The organism is Streptomyces sp. NPDC040545 (assembly GCF_055595065.1).
Map to the genome: position 1 here is coordinate 62796 of NZ_JBVIWA010000027.1, position 15294 is coordinate 78089.

Below are 15294 nucleotides of genomic sequence, written 5' to 3' on the forward strand. Positions count from 1 at the left end.
GTGCGGGCACGCTACCGGCGCTACCGGTGCTACCGGCGGCGGGCCAGGACCAGGCGCCAGTGGGGAGTGCCGTCCGGGCGGTGGCCGAAGTGGTCGAGGGGGACCGTTTCCACCGTGAAGCCGGCCGCCCGGAGGTCCTCGCGGACCGGACCCAGGGGGAAGGTGCGGTAGTACATGACGAAGGGGGGACGCCACACCGCGTTGCGCACCCGCATCGCCGCGTCGAAGCCCGTCGTCGCCCACCACACCCGGGAGCCGAGCGGCAGCGGGGCGCCGATCGGGAAGGCGAAGACGCCTCCCTCGCGCAGCGCCGCGTGGATGCCGGAGAAGAGCGCGGGCCGCTCCGTCGGGAGGAAGTGGCCGAAGGCGCCGAAGCTGACCGCCAGGTCGTAGGTGTCCGCGAGGGCGGGCGGCAGGGCCCGCGCGTCGGCCCGTACGAAGTCCACGCGGTCGTCGTCCGCGTACGCGCGCCCGGCCTCCGCGAGCATGCCCGCGCTGAGGTCCACCCCGGTGATCCGGTCGCGGCACAGCCGGCGCAGCATGTCGGTCCCGGCGCCCGTGCCGCAGCACACGTCCAGGCCGGCCCCGAAGCCGCCCTCCACCTGGGCGAGGGTCTCCTCGACGGCGTCGAGCATCCGGTCCGGGGTGCGGAAGGGGGTGTGGTCGAACTTCGGCGCGAGGAGGTCGTAGCCCCGCTCCACCGAGGAGAGGCCCTGCACTGCCAGTTCGCGGACGCTCGGCCCGTGGGAGGAGAACACACCCCCAGCCTATGCCGCCGCCGGGCTCCGGCCCGGGCGCACGTGTACGGCGGTCGCGGTGGCTCCCCCTCCGGGCCACCGCGACCGCCGTTCCCCCGATTCCCCCGTGGAATCCCCCGTACGTCTTGTGCGTGCTACGGCCGCGGACCGGACGCGTGGTTGTCCAGCGTCTGGATCTCCTCGCCCGCGGCGGTGGCCGCGGCGGCCGCAGCGGCAGCGGCATCCGTCTCGGTCTGCTCCAGCGGCTTGATCTCGATGCCCGAGGCGTGGTTGTCCAGGGTCTCGATCTCGACGCCCGAGGCGTGGTTGTCGAGCGGCTTGAGGTTCTCGTTCGTCGTCATCGATTCTCCTGATGGATGGGTAGGGCTGGGCCCGTTCGGCGATTCCCCCGATGACCGCCGAACGGGTAGTCCACCAACCGGCCCGGATGCTCCCCCGAGGCGCCGGGTCGATGCACCTATCGTGTCGGACGGCGATAAACGAACGATGAACGCCGCGTTCAACCGGCGTCCCCGCAGCTCAGGCAGCGATCTCCGAGGCCAACAGGGCCTGTACCTCGCCCAGTTCGGTCGACCTCAGCTGCGTGAACACGGCCTCCGCGTCCCGCCAGCAGGCCCGCGCCCGGTCCCGCTGCCCCAGCCGCCGCAGCGCCTTGCCGAGCACCGTCAGGACCGTCGCCCGGCGCCACTCCCCGCCGATCCCGCGCAGCGCGATGGCCTGCTCGGCGTGCGAGGCGGCCAGCGTGGGCCGGCGCGCCGCCAGGTGGGCCTCGGCGAGCCGGAAGTGGGTCACGCCCTCCCACAGCGGCTGGCGGTTCTCGTGGAACAGCGACAGCGCCTCGGCGAGCTGCGCCAGGGCCTCGCCGAGCCGCCCCGCCTGGGTGAGGGCGATACCCAGCGCGTAGCGGCCGTTGGCCAGGCGCAGGCTCAGGCCCATCCGGTCGTAGATGGCGATGCCCTGCTGGGCCAGGTCTATGGCGCTGGGCAGGCGGCCGAGTTCCACGTGGATGCGGGAGAGGTTGCACAGGGCGCTGGCCTCGCCGACGTTGTTGCCGTCGGCGCGGAAGCATTCGATGGCCTGCAGCAGGTAGCGCTCGCCGTCCGCGTGCCGGCCCTCGTAGAGGGCGATGATCCCGCGGTCGTTGGGGGCCCAGCACATGGGCAGCGGGTCGCCGGCCTCGCGCGCGAGCACGGTGGCCCGGGCGGCCTCTTCGTCGGCCTCGGCGAAGCGGCCCGCGACCAGGTGGACGTTGGTGAGGGTGGTGCGGGCGCGCCCCTCGGCGTACGGGTCCTTCGCGGCCTGGCCGGCGTCGCGCAGGGCCACGGCGGCCGACTCGTACTGCCGGGAGTTGGCCCCGGATTCGGCGAGGTCCTTCGCCGCCCACAGCAGGTCCACGGCCCGGCGCAGCACCAGCGACTCGCCACCCCGTACGGAGGCCTGCCGTACGCACGCCAGCAGCGGGTCGGCCTCGGCGTACAGCCAGTCCAGGGCGGCGCGCGGTTCGGCGAAGACCAGCCCGGGGTAGTGGGTGTCGGACAGGTGGGCGGGCAGCCGGTCGCCGGGGCGTTCCAGGGCGTAGACGCCGGAGGCGGTGGCCAGGTAGAAGTCCAGCAGCCGGTCCATGGCCGCCTCGCGCCCGCTCGGCGGCTGCTCGTCGCGCTCCGCGCAGGCACGCGCGTAGAGGCGTACGAGGTCGTGGAAGCGGTAGCGGCCGGGGGCGGCGGATTCCAGGAGGGAGCAGTCGACCAAAGCCTCCAGGAGGTCCTCGGTGTCGTACTCGGGCAGGTCGAGCACGGCGGCCGCCGCCGAGAGGGAGATGTCGGGGCCGTCGGCGAGGCCGAGGAGGCGGAAGGCGCGCTGTTGGGCGGGCTCCAGCTGGCCGTAGCCGAGCTCGAAGGTGGCCTTGACGGCGAGGTCGCCGGTCTGGAGCTCGTCGAGGCGGCGGCGCTCGTCGGCGAGCTTGGCGGCCAGGACCGAGACGGTCCAGGTGCGGCGGGCGGCGAGCCGGGAGGCGGCGATGCGGATGGCGAGCGGCAGGAAGCCGCAGGCGCCGACGACGTCGAGGGCGGCCTGGCGCTCGGCGCGTACGCGCTCCTCGCCGACGATGCGGGTGAAGAGCTGGAGGGCCTCCTCGGGGCTCATCACGTCGAGGTCGACGAGATGGGCGCCGGCGAGGCCCGCCATGCGGACCCGGCTGGTGACGAGGGCGGCGCAGCCGGCGGTGCCCGGCAGCAGCGGGCGGACCTGGGCGGCGTCGCGGGCGTTGTCGAGGAGGACCAGCACGCGGCGGCCGTCGAGGATGGAGCGGTAGAGCGCGGCCCGCTCGGCGGAGGAGTCGGGGATGGCCGTGTCGGGGGTGCCGAGGGCGCGCAGGAAGGAGCCGAGGACGGCTTCCGGTTCGGCGGGGCGGGCCTCGGTGCCCTGGAGGTCGACGTAGAGCTGCCCGTCGGGGAAGTGCGGGCGGGCGGCATGGGCGACGTGGACGGCGAGGGTGGTCTTGCCGACGCCGCCGATGCCGGCGAGCGCGGAGACGGCCATGACCTGGTCCCGGGCGCCGCCGGACAGGAGGGTGCCGAGTTCGGTGACGAAGCTGGAGCGGCCGGTGAAGTCGGGGACGGTCGCAGGCAATTGGGCGGGCCTCACGTGAACGGTCGCGGCGGCCGGGGCCGGGTCCTCCGCGCGGGCGAGATCGGCGTCGGCATTGAGGATGCGCTGCTGGAGCGCGGCCAGTTCGGGGCGGGGGTCGACGCCGAGCTCATCGGCGAGGAGCCGGCGGGTGTCGGCGTAGACGGCGAGGGCCTCGGCCTGCCGGCCGCTGCGGTAGAGGGCGAGCATCAGCAGCTCGCGCAGGCGTTCGCGCAGCGGGTGGGCGGCGGTGAGGGCAGTGAGCTCGGAGACGGCCTCGGCGTGGTGGCCGACCTCCAGGTCGAGGTCGAGGCGGGTCTCCAGCAGCTGGAGGCGCCATTCGGCGAGCCGGATGCGCTCGGTCGAGGCCGCCGGGCCGGGGACCCCGGCGAGGGGCTCGCCCTCCCAGAGGTCCAGGGCGCGGGCCAGGAGCGTACGGGCGAGGGCGCGGTCACCGGCGGCCCGGGCCGCCTCGGCGTCGGCGGCGAGGCTGCGGGCGACGCCGAGGTCGAGGGTGGCGGCGGAGCGCAGCCGGATGGCGTAGCCGCCGGACTCTGTGACGAGGAGGCCGGGGGCGACGACCTTGCGCAGGCGGGAGGCGTACGTACGGATGGTGGCGAGGGCCTGCTGCGGCGGGTCCTCGCCCCAGATGGCGTCGATGAGTTCGGGCGCGGTGGCGGTGCGGCCGTCGCGCAGCAGGAGCACGGCGAGCAGGGCGCGCTGCTGGGGCGTGCCGGAGGGCAGCATCTCGGCGCCGCGCCAGGCGCGGACGGGGCCGAGGACGGCGAAGCGGGACCCGCCCGGACCTGCGGTGTCGGCGGTGTCGCCTGCTTCGGGCTCGGCGGACCCGGACCGTTCCGGACTCGTTCGGGGGGCGGTGGCGCGGGCCGGGGCCGGGGAGGCCGCGCCCGTCGGGCCCTCGGCGGAATCGGCTCGTGCGGTGGGTCCGGCGGCAGGACCCGCCGTGGAGCCGGAGCGTGCCGGGCAGGTGGGGGCCGGGGCCGGGGTGGACTCGGCCGCGCGTGATGCGGAGGTCGCGCGTGCGGAGGTCGTGGGTGCGGAGGTCGCGCGTGAGGGGGGCGCCCCCGGACCGGCTTCGGGTACGACGGCAGCCGTACGGGCCTCGGGATGTTTCCGCGGGCTCGGGATGGCCGGTACGCCGTCCATCTGTCGTCCCCCTGCCTTCCGTCGGTGTAAGAGTCAGTCTGCCCTGTCTCGCGCGTAGACGTCAGCCCGTGTCCGACCGATCACCGGCCAACTAGCTGACGGTTCGTCAGATCGACGCTACCGTATGAGCCATGGAGACCTTCCCCAAGATCATCTCGGTGGACGACCACACGGTTGAGCCCCCCCACGTCTGGCGGGACCGGCTCCCGTCCAGATACCGCGACATCGGCCCCCGCGTCGTCCGCGCCCCGTTGAAGGAAATGACCTTCCTCGGCGGCAAGTTCGCCCCCGTGATGGGGGCCAGGGGCGACGACGGCCCCATCGGCGACTGGTGGGTGTACGAGGACCTGCACCGGCCGCTCACCCGCCTCGACACGGCTGTCGGGTACGACCGCGACGAGATCAAACTGGAAGTCATCACCTACGAGCAGATGCGCCCCGGGTCCTTCTCGGTTCCCGACCGGCTCGCCGACATGGACGTCAACCACGTCCAGTCGGCCCTCTGCTTCCCGACCTTCCCCCGCTTCTGCGGCCAGACCTTCACCGAGGCCAAGGACCGTGAGCTGGGGCTCCTCGGTGTCCGGGCCTACAACGACTGGATGGTGGAGGAGTGGTGCGGCCCGGACGCCCACGGCCGCCTCATCCCCCTCACCCTGATCCCGCTCTGGGACGCCCGCCTGGCCGCCGCCGAGGTCCGCCGCAACGCCGCGCGCGGGGTGCGTGCCGTCGCGTTCTCCGAGATACCCCCGCACCTGGGCCTCCCCTCCATCCACACGGACGAGTGGGACCCCTTCCTGGAGGCGTGCGACGAGACCGGCACGGTCATCGCCATGCACATCGGCTCCTCCTCCCGCATGCCGTCCACCTCGGCGGACGCCCCGCCCGCGGTCGGCTCCACCATCACCTTCGCCAACTGCTGTTTCTCGATGGTCGACTGGCTGATGAGTGGCAAGTTCGAGCGCTTCCCGAACCTGAAGATCATGTACGCGGAGGGCCAGATCGGCTGGATCCCGTACATCCTCGAGCGCGCGAACGTGGTCTGGGAGGAGAACCGCGGCTGGGGCGGAGTCGCGGACAAGGTGCTGCGCCCGCCGTCGGAGCTCTTCGCCGAGCACGTCTTCGGCTGCTTCTTCGACGATGCCTTCGGCCTGAAGAACCTCGACTCGATCGGCGTCGCCAACGTCCTCTACGAGACGGACTACCCCCACTCGGACTCGACCTGGCCCAAGTCCCGCGAGGTCGGCGAGTCCCAGATGGGCCACCTGGCACCGGACGTCGTGGACCGCATCGTGCGCGGCAACGCGATCGGCCTGCTCGGTCTCACGGCGGACGGCCTGTGGGCGGGGCCCGGGGCCTGAGCCCGCAGCCGCGGGGCGTGGCCGGCCCCCTCCGCCGGCCACGCCTTGGCGGTGTCTTGCGGCCACGGGGGGCCCTACGGCCATGAGTGCCCCACGGCCACCCGCGCCCGGTCCGCGCCCCGCACCACGAGCAGCAGCGCCGCGGCCAGCCCCGCCACCGTCAGCACCGGTAGCAGCACCCGCACGTCCACGAAGGCCACCAGGGCGGAACCCAGCGCCAAGGCCAGCGCGTTCGGTACGAAGATCAGGGTGTTGGCCGTGGCCGCGGCGCGGCCCAGCGCGGCGTTCGGGACCTCACGCTGCACCGCCGTCAGCGCCGCGATCAGCACGCACGGCAGCCCGGCGCCGATGGCCGCGCTGCCCGCCAGGGCCACCGCGTCGTACGGCAGCGCCCGGACCCCGGCGCCGAGGGCGAACAGGGCCGTTCCGGCGGCCGTGAACAGCCTCTCCGGCATCCGCCGCAGCAGCGGGCCCGCCACGAGCCCGCTGAGGACCGAACCCGCGCCCTGCGCCGCGTACAGCACCCCCACGTAGGCGGGCGCGTGCCCCAGCACGTCCCCGGCGACCGCGTAGATCACCGCGCCGTTCAGCCCGGCCAGGAACATCACGGCGGCGCCGGCCGGCACCAGCGTGCGCGCCGCGGGGGCCGTGCGCAGCTGCCGCCAGCCCTCCGGCATCCGCGCGAATCCCCCCGGCCCGTCCCGGATCCGCTCCCGTTCCGGCGGCTCCCCGGGCACCCGCAGCAGAGCGAAGATCCCGGCCGCCAGCGCGAAGGTCACCGCGTCGAGCAGGGCCACCGACGCCCCGCCGAAGCGGGCGAACAGGGCAGCCCCCACCAGCGGTGCGATCAGCTTCATGCCCTCGTCGGCGGTCAGCCGCAGCCCGTTGAAGTCCCCGAGGAGCCGGTGGCCGACGGCCTGGGGGACCAGGGCCGCCTCCGCCGCCCCGTGCACGGTGCCGCAGATCCCGTACACGAGCAGGACCGCGAACAGCAGCCACACCCGGTCCGCCGAGTCCAGCAGGGTCAGTACGGGCAGCAGCGCGGCCATCACGAGCCCGAGGGCGACCAGCAGCGGCCGCCGGGGCAGCCGGTCGGCGAGCGCCCCCAGCGCCGGCCCGGCCAGGACCGGCGCCCACAGGGTGAACACGGTCAGGGCCGCGAGCGCGTCCGACCCGGTCAGCGACTTCACCCAGACCCCGGCGACCAGCCACATGGCGGTCGTACCGAATCCCGAGACCACCACCCCGGACAGGTAGAGCCCCGCGTTGCGGTCCCGCAGGACCTTTCCCACTCCTCGATCGATCACCGGCCCAGCCTGAGTTCTAAGGCGGGGGCCGGGGATCGGGCAGACGACCTATACGCCGCACCCGGGGTTCCCCCGCGCGATCGGCTCCTGGGTGATGGGCGCGGTGGCGGTGTTCGGCGCGGTGCTCTCCCTCGCGCCGGTCAGCCCGTGGGGCCGCATCCCCGCCGCATCCCCGCCCTCCTGATCGCCGTACCGGCGGGGATCGCCGCGTGCGGCATGACGCTGTGGGGCTTCACCTATTGCGCGATGCGGTACCTGCCGGCCGGCGGCGGCGTCGTCTCCTCGCCCGCCTTCGCCGCCAAGGACGCGCACCCGCAGGCGGCCTGGGGGCTCTTCTGGTACGCCCTCTTCCTGCTCCGGGGGATCACCCTCGCCATCGCGGCCCGGCAGCGCCAGCGCGAGCGCCCGCCCCGGCGCGCGTGAGAGCCCGCTCGCAGCGGGACACGGCCTAGCATCGGGCCGTGCCCCGACTCCAGTTGCTGCGCTTCGACCATGCCCCGGCCCTGCTCGCGTTCGAGCGGGAGAACCGGGCCTACTTCGCCGCGTCGGTCCCGGACCGCGGCGATCGCTACTTCGCCGACTTCGACGCGCGGCACGCCGCGCTGATGGCCGAGCAGGCCGCCGGGCTGTGCTTCTTCCACGTCCTGGTGGACGACGGCGGGGAGGTGATGGGCCGGGTCAACCTCGTGGACGTGGCCGACGGTTCGGCCGAGCTCGGCTACCGGATCGCCGAGCGGGCCACGGGCCGGGGACTGGCCACGGCCGCGGTCCGGGAGGCCCGCGGGCTGGCGGTCACGGAGTACGGACTGGCCACGCTGCGGGCGGTCACGACCCTCGACAACGCCGGATCGCGCGCCGTGCTGGCCCGTACGGGATTCGTGACCACCGGCGATGTCGACCTGGACGGCCGTCCGGGCCTGCGCTTCGTGTGCGACCTGCGGGCCGAAACCGTCTGAGGCACAGGCCGGGAGCCGTCCTCGGCCTTGCACCCGGGCCTGCCGCCGGGGCATGCTTCGCCAGGGCAAAGCGGGAGGATGATCATGCCGGTGGACAAGCGGACCGTCGTGACGGCGGTGCTGTGCGCGGTGGCGGCCTTGGGGGCGTCCGCCGCGGTGGCGAAGCTGGCGCCGCCGCCGGAGGGGGTCCCCCCGGTACGGGCGAAGGCCGCGCCGAGCGCGTCCCCGACGGGACCGTCGTCGCGATCGCAAGTGGCGAAGCCGCAGCTGTCCGCGCCTCCTGCCGCCACCCTGCCGCCGGCTGTCACCCCGCCGCCCGGTGGGCCCGCCGCCTTCACCGGAGCCCTGTTCACCAACGGCCTGAACAGTGATCACTTCTGCACCGCGACCGTGGTGAGCAGCCCCGGCCGGAACCTGATCATTACCGCCGGGCACTGCCTGCTCGAAGGGGACCAGGCCGGCGGAAGCGCCGTCTTCGCACCCGCGTACGCCAACGGGGTGGCCCCGTACGGCACGTGGAAGATCGATGAGGTCTTCGAGGACGACCGCTGGGCCGAAGGTACGGACGACGACTACGACCTCGCCTTCGCCCGCCTCGCCCCGGACGCCAAGGGCCGCACCGTCGAGGACGTGACCGGCGCGGCCGTCCTCGACACCAGCGGCCGCGCGGGCGAGCAGGTCACCGTGACCGGTTACCCCGCCGACCGCAAGATTCCGCGTACCTGCACGTCGGTCGCCGTCCGCCTGAGCGCGACCCAACAGCGCTTCGACTGCGCCGACTTCCCGGGCGGCACCAGCGGCAGCGCGTGGATCGCCGGTGACGGGAAGATCATCGGCATCCTCACGGGCGGGGACACGGACGACGTGTCGACCAGCACGGTCCTCGGGTCGTACGCGGCCTCCCTTTACGCCAAGGCCACCGCGAAGACCACCACCAAGCCCTAGGCCAGCAGCCCCAGGTGGACCGGTTCCGCCGAGGCGTCTGCCAGGAGGTCCGGCAGGCTCGGGGGCCACAGGGGTTCGCCCAGGGTGGCCAGGCGCTGCGGGGTCAGCCACTGCCAGTGGATGTCCGGGGCCTCCAGGACCGGCTCGCGGTGCGGGCCCGTGGTGACGAAGATGTGCTCGTGCTGGCGGACCGGGATGCCCTGGTGCGTGAAGTCGTGCTCCCAGGTGCAGAGCAGCCGTTCGGGTTCCAGGTCGGTCCAGCCGGTCTCCTCGCGCAGCTCACGCCGCACGCAGTCCTCGGGGCTCTCGCCGGGATCGATGCCGCCGCCGGGCGGCAGCCAGTGGATGCCCACCTCCACGTTGTCCTCCCGGAAGAGGAACACGGAGCCGGTGGGAGACAGGATGACAACGCGCGCTGCGTGACGTGGAGTTCGCATCATCGATTCAATGTACGCCGGTGATCGGTTCCGGGGGATGGGCGTGCACCTGGCCTTTTACCGCCTTTTGCGCGCCCGTCCCCCGCGCCCGTCCCCGGGACCCGTCCCCCGGACCCGTTCCCCGTCTCGCTCCGCCCCGATCCGCTACGCCGCCGCCAGCGCCAGCGTCGGCGACAGCCGGGCCGCGCGCACCGCCGGGTAGAGCCCGGCCAGGGTGCCGATCACCAGGGTGGCGGCGAAGCCGCCGGTCACCGCCCACAGCGGGACCACCCAGGGCAGGTCGCCGGCCCGGGCGTAGACCGCCGTGGCCGCGCCGCCCAGGGCGATGCCCGCCAGGCCGCCGAGCCCGGACAGCAGCAGGGACTCCGTCACGAACTGGATCCGGATCTGGCCCTTCGTGCCGCCCAGGGACCGCCGCAGGCCGATCTCGTGCCGCCGCTCCAGCACCGAGATGATCATCGTGTTGGCGACGCCGACCCCGCCCACCAGCAGCGCGATCCCGCCCAGCCCCAGCAGCAGCGTGCTGAACGCGCCCTCCGTGGCCGCCTTCGCCTGGAGCGCCGCCGAGGGGTCGCTGACCTGCACCGCGCTCGGGGTCTGCGGGTTGGCCGTCCGCGGGATGAGCGCGCGGACCGCCGCCACCCGGTCGTCCGCCGACCGCTCGTACACCGCCGTCGGGTGACCGCCGAAGCCCAGCAGCTGCTCGGCCGCGTCCCAGCCGATCAGCGCGGAGCGCTCGATCTCCGGGGCCAGTGGGACGGGCTCCAGGATGCCGGTCACCGTGAAGTACCGGCCGCCGATGAAGACCTGCTGACCCGGTCCGGTGATGCCGAGCCGGCGCGCGGAGACGTCCCCGAGCACCACCGAGGGGTAGCGGCCGGTGGCCGCGTTGAGCCAGGTGCCGCTCGCCATCCGCGCGCGCAGCGTGCCCAGCAGGTCGTCCTTGGCCGCCTTGAGCACGATCCCGCCCGTCTCCCCCTTCGGGATGTTCTCCGAGCGGCGTACGGACTCGGGCACGTCACCGGTGGTGCCGACCGACTCGACCCCCGCGATCCGGGAGATCATGCCGGGGGCGTCCTTGGGCAGCTTGGTGTCCTGACCGGTGAACATGCCCTCACCCGGCTTCGCGACCAGCATGTTGGTGCCGAGCTTGTCGAGCTCCCGCAGCAGCTTCGCCTGGCTGGAGGAGGAGATCCCGACCACCGCGATCATCGTCGCGATGCCGATGGCGATGCCGAGCGCGGACAGGAACACCCGCATCGGGCGGGCGCGCAGGCCCGCCGAGCCGACGTGCAGCACGTCCCGCGGGGACAGCCGCGGCGGCTTCAACCGCCGGGTGCGCGTCCCCGTACGGGGCTTCGCGCGGCTCATGACGACGCCCCCGCCCGGTTCCGTACGTCCGCGACGATCTCCCCGTCGCGGATCCGCACCTGCCGCGGCAGGCTCGCCGCGATCTCCTGGTCGTGGGTGATCACGGCGATGGTGGCCCCGTCCCGGTTCAGCTCGCGCAGCAGCTCCATCACCGAGTCCCCGGACGCCGTGTCCAGCGCGCCCGTCGGCTCGTCGGCCAGCAGCAGGTCCGGCGCGCCCGCCACCGCCCGGGCGATCGCCACCCGCTGCTTCTGCCCGCCGGACAGCTCGTGCGGCCGGTGGTCCATCCGGTCGCCGAGGCCGACCCGGTCCAGGGCCTGTGCCGCCCGGCGCAGCCGTTCGGCCCGCGGGAGGCCGCTGTACAGCAGGCCCTCGGCGACGTTCGCCCGGGCGCTGATGCCCGGCACCAGGTGGAAGGACTGGAAGACGAAGCCGACGTGCCGGGAGCGCAGGGCCGACAGCGAACGGTCCGGGAGGGCCGCGATGTCGTACCCGGCGATCCGTACGCCGCCCGCGGTCGGGCGGTCCAGGGTGCCGACGATGTGCAGCAGGGTGGACTTGCCGGAGCCCGACGGGCCGACGATGGCGAGGAGTTCGCCGGCGGCGACGGTCAGGTCGACCCCGCGCAGGGCCGCGACCCCGCCCGGGTACTCCTTGGTGACCCCGGTCAGCTCCACCACCGGGCCCGGATGCGCCGGCGGGTGCGTCGTCGTGGCCGTCACAGTTTCGGGATCCCCACCTGCATGCCCTCCTCGAGGGCGCCGCCGGTCACCTCGACCCGGCCGTTTCCGAACAGGCCCAGCTCGACCGGGACCTCGCGGGCCCGGCCGTCCGCCACGACCTGGACTCCGAAGCCGCCGCCCGCGAGCGCCAGCAGCGCGTTGACCGGTACGGAGAGCACGCCCTTGCGGGTCTCGCCGGTCAGGCCGACGCTCACCGGCGACCGGTCCGGGGCGCCCACCTCGCCGGGCTTGTCGAAGGTGACGACCACCTCGACCTGCGCCTTCTTGTCGCCACCGCCACCGCCACCGCCACCGCCGCCGACACCGCCGCCCGGGCCGCCCGCACCACCGCCGTTCTTGTCGTCGGGCCCGCCGGCCCCGCCCACCGAGTCGATTTTCCCGGTGGCGCTGCCGCCTCCCGGCAGCCGTACGGTCACCGGGTCGCCGGCCTTCGCCGCGCCCGCCTTCGCCGCATCCAGCTGGAATCGGACGATCCGCTCGGTGCCCGTCACCGTCAGCACCGGCTTGCCCGGCGCCAGCTCGTCACCGACCGCCGCGTCGCCCGCGCGCACCCGCTGCGGCCCCGAGGCGAAGGCGATGTCCTCCTTGCCGACCTCGCCCGTCTCCGCCGCCTTGTGCGCCTTCTGCCACCGCTTGACCGCCGTGGCCGTACCCGCCGTGAAGGTGCCGTCCTCCGGGTCGAGCCCGGTCCCGTACCCGAGGGCCTGCAGATTGCGCTTGAGCTGCTTGACGTCCTCGCCCTTGTCGCCGGCCTTCAGTGGCCGGTACATCGGGGTGGACCCGTACATGAGCCGCACCACCCGGCCGTTGACCTCGTACAGCTTCCCGTCCCGCTCCACCGCCGAGCCCTCGCCCGCGATCCACGTCAGCACGCCGGGCCCGCCCGCGTTGAGCTTGCGTTCCCGCGCGTAGCCGAGGGTGCCCTCCACCTGGAGGCCCGAGCTGAGGTCGCCGCGCTTGACCGGCGCCGTGGCCGGCGGCAGTCCGCCGGCCACGCGCCGTTCCTGCTCACCCGAATCGCGCTGCGGCTGCGCCATGACGGCCCAGCCGCCGCCCGAGACGGTCAGTACGGCGGCCAGCGAGCCCAGCAGCCACTTGGCCCGCTTCCTCATCGGCCCGTGTCGCACTTCTTCTGGGCCTCCTCGAAGGCCTTCTCCTGGCCCTTGGGGATCTCGGTGGCGCTCTTCATGCCGCCGTTGTACTCAGGGTCCTTGAGGGCGACCCCGTTCTCGCGCATGCACCGGATCCACTCCAGCTCCTTGTCCTTCTCCTCCTGCGTGGGCTCCTTGCCGGCGCCGGTGCTCATCCCGCAGGCCTTCATGGCCTCCTGCATCTTCTGCGGATCGGCGTCCCCGCCCAGCGTCATCCCGCGCGGGTCCTGGCCGGGCTCGGGGTCGGGCACGTCCACGCCGTGCTCGCGCAGGCACTGGCGCATCTTCACCGCGTTGTCGGCCACCGTGCCGGCGCCGCTCCCGCCGGCGCCCCCGGAGGAGTCCTTCTTCCCCGTCGGCGCGTCGTTCGCGCAGGCGGTGGCGAACAGGGTCAGCCCGGTGACGACCGCGGCCGTGGTCATGATCAGGGATCGCTTCATGGGCCCGAGCCTGCGGTGAAAGGGCCTTTCGCTTCCCTCTCGCACCTTGCTTACAACGGCGAAATACCGATCTCCGGTAAAGAGGACGCCATGCGCGTACTGGTGGTGGAGGACGAGGAATTCCTCCGGGAGATGATCGCCGAGGGGCTGCGCCGCGACGCACTCGCCGTCGACGAGGCGGGCGACGGCCTGGAGGCCCTGCGGCGGCTGCGCCTCGGCGAGTACGACGTCCTCGTCCTGGACCGCGACCTGCCCGGCCTGCACGGTGACGAGGTCTGCCGGCAGGTCGTGCGCGAGCGGCTGCTGACCCGCGTCCTGATGCTGACCGCGTCAGGAACCGTACGGGACCGCGTCGAGGGCCTCGGTCTCGGCGCCGACGACTACCTCACCAAGCCCTTCGCCTACGACGAGCTCCTCGCCCGCGTCCTGGCCCTGGGCCGGCGGGCCCGCCCCGCGCTGCCGCCCGTACTGGAGCGCGCCGGGGTCGCCGTCGACACCGCCCGGCGCAGCGCCACCCGGGACGGGCACCGGCTCGCGCTGTCCCGCAAGGAGTTCGCGGTGCTGGAGGCGCTGCTGCGCGCCGAGGGTGCCGTCGTCAGCAACGACGACCTCATCGAGCAGGTGTGGGAGCAGGACACCAGCTACTCCACCAACGCCGTCCGCGTCACCCTCAGCAAGCTCCGCGCCAAGCTGGGCGAGCCGCCGCTGATCGAGACCGTGCCGGGCGCGGGCTACCGGATCGCGGCCCGGTGAGCGGGCGCCCGCCGACGCGGCTGCTGCGCACCGAGCGCGGCCGCCTCACCGCCCTGTACGGCTCCCTGCTGCTCCTGGCGGGCGGCGGCCTGGTGGCGCTGGTCTACGTCCTCGTCGGCCAGGGCCTGTACGCGAGCGTCAGCGGGGCCGTCCGTACCGTCTCGCCGGCCTACGTCCTCCAGTCGCCGGGGCCGCCCGTCCCCGGCCGGACGCTCGCCCCCGGCTGCCCCTGCCAACCGGCGCAGAAGCTGCCCCCCGGCCAGACCCCCACCCCCGAGCAGCTCAAGGGCTACGCGTACACCCAGAACCTCTCCGACGCCGTCACCGACGCCACCCGGCACCGGCTGCTGATGTACTCCCTCCTCGCGCTGGCCGTCTTCGCCGTGCTGTCGATCTGGCTCGCCTGGTGGATGGCCGGCCGGGTGCTGCGCCCCGTCGGCGTGATCACCGAGACCGCGCGCCGCCTGTCCGGGGAGAACCTGGACGAGCGGATCTCGCTCGACGCGCCGCCCGGCGAGCTCAAGCAGCTGGCCGACACCTTCGACGCGATGCTGGGGCGGATGGAGCAGCTGGTCTCCGCGCAACGGCGGTTCGCGGCGCACGCGGCGCACGAACTGCGCACCCCGCTGGCTGTGCAGCGGGCGGCGGCCGAGATCGGCCTGGCGGGGGACCCGCCGCCGGAGAAGGTGGCCCGGATCCGCGCCAAGCTGATCGGTGTCGCCGACTCCAGCGAGCACCTCATCGAGTCCCTGCTGCTGCTCGCGGTCTCGGAGCAGGGTCTGCAGTCCAGCGGTCCGGTGGACCTGGCGGCGCTCGCGGCGGCCGAGCTGGCGGCCTGTCCGCAGCAGGGGCTGACCGTCGTACGGACGCTCGCGCCGCTGACCGTGCCGGGCGACCGGACCCTGCTGGGGCACCTGCTGCGGAACCTGCTGACCAACGCGGTACGCCACAACCGCGCGGACGGCCGGATCAGCGTGTCCACCTCCGCCGAGGGGGAACTGACGGTGTCGAACACCGGCCCGGTGATCGATCCGGCGGACGTGCCGGGGCTGCTGGAGCCTTTCCGCAGGCGCGCCGAACGGCTGCACACCGCAGGTGAGGGCGCCGGGCTGGGGCTGTCGATCGTGGATTCGATCGCGCGGGCGCACGGGGCGGAGCTGATGGCGGAGGCCAATCCGGCCCCGGAGGGCGGTCTCACGGTCCGCGTCCGCTTCCCGCTGACCCGCGAGGCGCGCACCCCGTAGTGCTGTGGCCGGGAAGGTTCACCGGGTCACGGCGCCAGG

Annotated in this window: 15 protein-coding genes; 6 read left to right on the forward strand and 9 right to left on the reverse strand. The window is 74.0% G+C overall.

Going from position 1 to position 15294, the window contains the following annotated elements; translation table 11 throughout:
* Positions 1 to 29: 29 nt before the first annotated feature.
* The 3 genes from ACZ573_RS34375 to afsR form a co-directional block, all read right to left on the reverse strand.
* Positions 30 to 758: a class I SAM-dependent methyltransferase gene (locus ACZ573_RS34375; protein ID WP_471312149.1), complete on the reverse strand. Its 729-nt coding sequence runs from the start codon at positions 756 to 758 to the stop codon at positions 30 to 32.
* Between the two features lie 134 nt (positions 759 to 892).
* Entirely contained in the window at positions 893 to 1099 is a 207-nt protein-coding gene (locus tag ACZ573_RS34380; protein WP_471312151.1) for a hypothetical protein, read from the reverse strand.
* Positions 1100 to 1277: 178 nt separating this feature from the next.
* Entirely contained in the window at positions 1278 to 4550 is a 3273-nt protein-coding gene (gene afsR / locus ACZ573_RS34385) for an SARP-family global regulator AfsR (RefSeq protein ID WP_471312153.1), read from the reverse strand.
* A gap of 131 nt (positions 4551 to 4681) precedes the next feature.
* Here afsR and ACZ573_RS34390 point away from each other — a divergent pair, with 131 nt between their 5' ends.
* Positions 4682 to 5908 (forward strand): amidohydrolase family protein, encoded by a 1227-nt coding sequence (locus tag ACZ573_RS34390; protein WP_471312155.1) that lies wholly within the window; start codon positions 4682 to 4684, stop codon positions 5906 to 5908.
* A gap of 74 nt (positions 5909 to 5982) precedes the next feature.
* On the opposite strand, the gene ACZ573_RS34395 is transcribed toward ACZ573_RS34390, so the two are convergent.
* A complete protein-coding gene (locus ACZ573_RS34395) occupies positions 5983 to 7215 on the reverse strand; it encodes an MFS transporter (protein WP_471312157.1) in 1233 nt (410 codons plus the stop codon).
* 147 nt (positions 7216 to 7362) lie between these two features.
* On the opposite strand from ACZ573_RS34395, the gene ACZ573_RS34400 reads away from it, so the two are divergent.
* The 3 genes from ACZ573_RS34400 (at position 7363) to ACZ573_RS34410 (ending at position 9116) form a co-directional block, all read left to right on the forward strand.
* A complete protein-coding gene (locus tag ACZ573_RS34400) occupies positions 7363 to 7638 on the forward strand; it encodes a hypothetical protein (protein ID WP_471312159.1) in 276 nt (91 codons plus the stop codon).
* A gap of 38 nt (positions 7639 to 7676) precedes the next feature.
* The gene (locus tag ACZ573_RS34405) at positions 7677 to 8171 is read left to right on the forward strand and encodes a GNAT family N-acetyltransferase (protein ID WP_471312161.1); all 495 of its coding nucleotides are present in this window, start codon (positions 7677 to 7679) and stop codon (positions 8169 to 8171) included.
* Positions 8172 to 8261: 90 nt separating this feature from the next.
* Positions 8262 to 9116 (forward strand): trypsin-like serine peptidase, encoded by an 855-nt coding sequence (locus tag ACZ573_RS34410; protein WP_471312163.1) that lies wholly within the window; start codon positions 8262 to 8264, stop codon positions 9114 to 9116.
* Here the strand turns inward: ACZ573_RS34410 and ACZ573_RS34415 are convergent.
* The 5 genes from ACZ573_RS34415 to ACZ573_RS34435 form a co-directional block, all read right to left on the reverse strand.
* Positions 9113 to 9556, reverse strand: a complete 444-nt coding sequence (locus ACZ573_RS34415) for an NUDIX hydrolase (protein ID WP_471312165.1) — start codon at positions 9554 to 9556, stop codon at positions 9113 to 9115. The genes ACZ573_RS34410 and ACZ573_RS34415 overlap by 4 nt on opposite strands.
* A 141-nt stretch (positions 9557 to 9697) precedes the next feature.
* Complete coding sequence (locus tag ACZ573_RS34420) at positions 9698 to 10924, reverse strand: ABC transporter permease (protein WP_471312167.1); 1227 nt, start codon at positions 10922 to 10924, stop codon at positions 9698 to 9700.
* Positions 10921 to 11604: an ABC transporter ATP-binding protein gene (locus tag ACZ573_RS34425; protein WP_471312212.1), complete on the reverse strand. Its 684-nt coding sequence runs from the start codon at positions 11602 to 11604 to the stop codon at positions 10921 to 10923. Before ACZ573_RS34425 ends, ACZ573_RS34420 begins: the two co-directional genes overlap by 4 nt.
* 38 nt (positions 11605 to 11642) lie before the next feature.
* Positions 11643 to 12779 carry a peptidoglycan-binding protein gene (locus ACZ573_RS34430; protein ID WP_471312169.1) on the reverse strand — a complete coding sequence of 379 codons (1137 nt, stop codon included), beginning with the start codon at positions 12777 to 12779 and terminating at the stop codon, positions 11643 to 11645.
* Positions 12776 to 13258, reverse strand: coding sequence for a hypothetical protein (locus ACZ573_RS34435; protein ID WP_471312171.1), 483 nt, complete (start codon positions 13256 to 13258; stop codon positions 12776 to 12778). The genes ACZ573_RS34430 and ACZ573_RS34435 overlap by 4 nt, the downstream gene beginning before the upstream one ends.
* 90 nt (positions 13259 to 13348) lie before the next feature.
* On the opposite strand from ACZ573_RS34435, the gene ACZ573_RS34440 reads away from it, so the two are divergent.
* Together ACZ573_RS34440 and ACZ573_RS34445 are read left to right on the forward strand one after the other, a co-directional pair.
* Entirely contained in the window at positions 13349 to 14011 is a 663-nt protein-coding gene (locus ACZ573_RS34440) for a response regulator transcription factor (RefSeq protein WP_469796914.1), read from the forward strand.
* The gene (locus ACZ573_RS34445; protein ID WP_471312175.1) at positions 14008 to 15255 is read left to right on the forward strand and encodes an ATP-binding protein; all 1248 of its coding nucleotides are present in this window, start codon (positions 14008 to 14010) and stop codon (positions 15253 to 15255) included. The genes ACZ573_RS34440 and ACZ573_RS34445 overlap by 4 nt, the downstream gene beginning before the upstream one ends.
* The last annotated feature ends 39 nt before the right edge of the window (positions 15256 to 15294 follow it).

Coding starts and splice junctions, on each gene's coding strand:
- ACZ573_RS34380 (WP_471312151.1), bottom strand. CDS start 1,099: ATGACGACGAACGAGAACCTCAAGCCGCTCGACAACCACGCCTCGGGC.
- ACZ573_RS34435 (WP_471312171.1), bottom strand. CDS start 13,258: ATGAAGCGATCCCTGATCATGACCACGGCCGCGGTCGTCACCGGGCTG.
- afsR (WP_471312153.1), bottom strand. CDS start 4,550: ATGGACGGCGTACCGGCCATCCCGAGCCCGCGGAAACATCCCGAGGCC.
- ACZ573_RS34415 (WP_471312165.1), bottom strand. CDS start 9,556: ATGATGCGAACTCCACGTCACGCAGCGCGCGTTGTCATCCTGTCTCCC.
- ACZ573_RS34430 (WP_471312169.1), bottom strand. CDS start 12,779: ATGAGGAAGCGGGCCAAGTGGCTGCTGGGCTCGCTGGCCGCCGTACTG.
- ACZ573_RS34420 (WP_471312167.1), bottom strand. CDS start 10,924: ATGAGCCGCGCGAAGCCCCGTACGGGGACGCGCACCCGGCGGTTGAAG.
- ACZ573_RS34390 (WP_471312155.1), top strand. CDS start 4,682: ATGGAGACCTTCCCCAAGATCATCTCGGTGGACGACCACACGGTTGAG.
- ACZ573_RS34440 (WP_469796914.1), top strand. CDS start 13,349: ATGCGCGTACTGGTGGTGGAGGACGAGGAATTCCTCCGGGAGATGATC.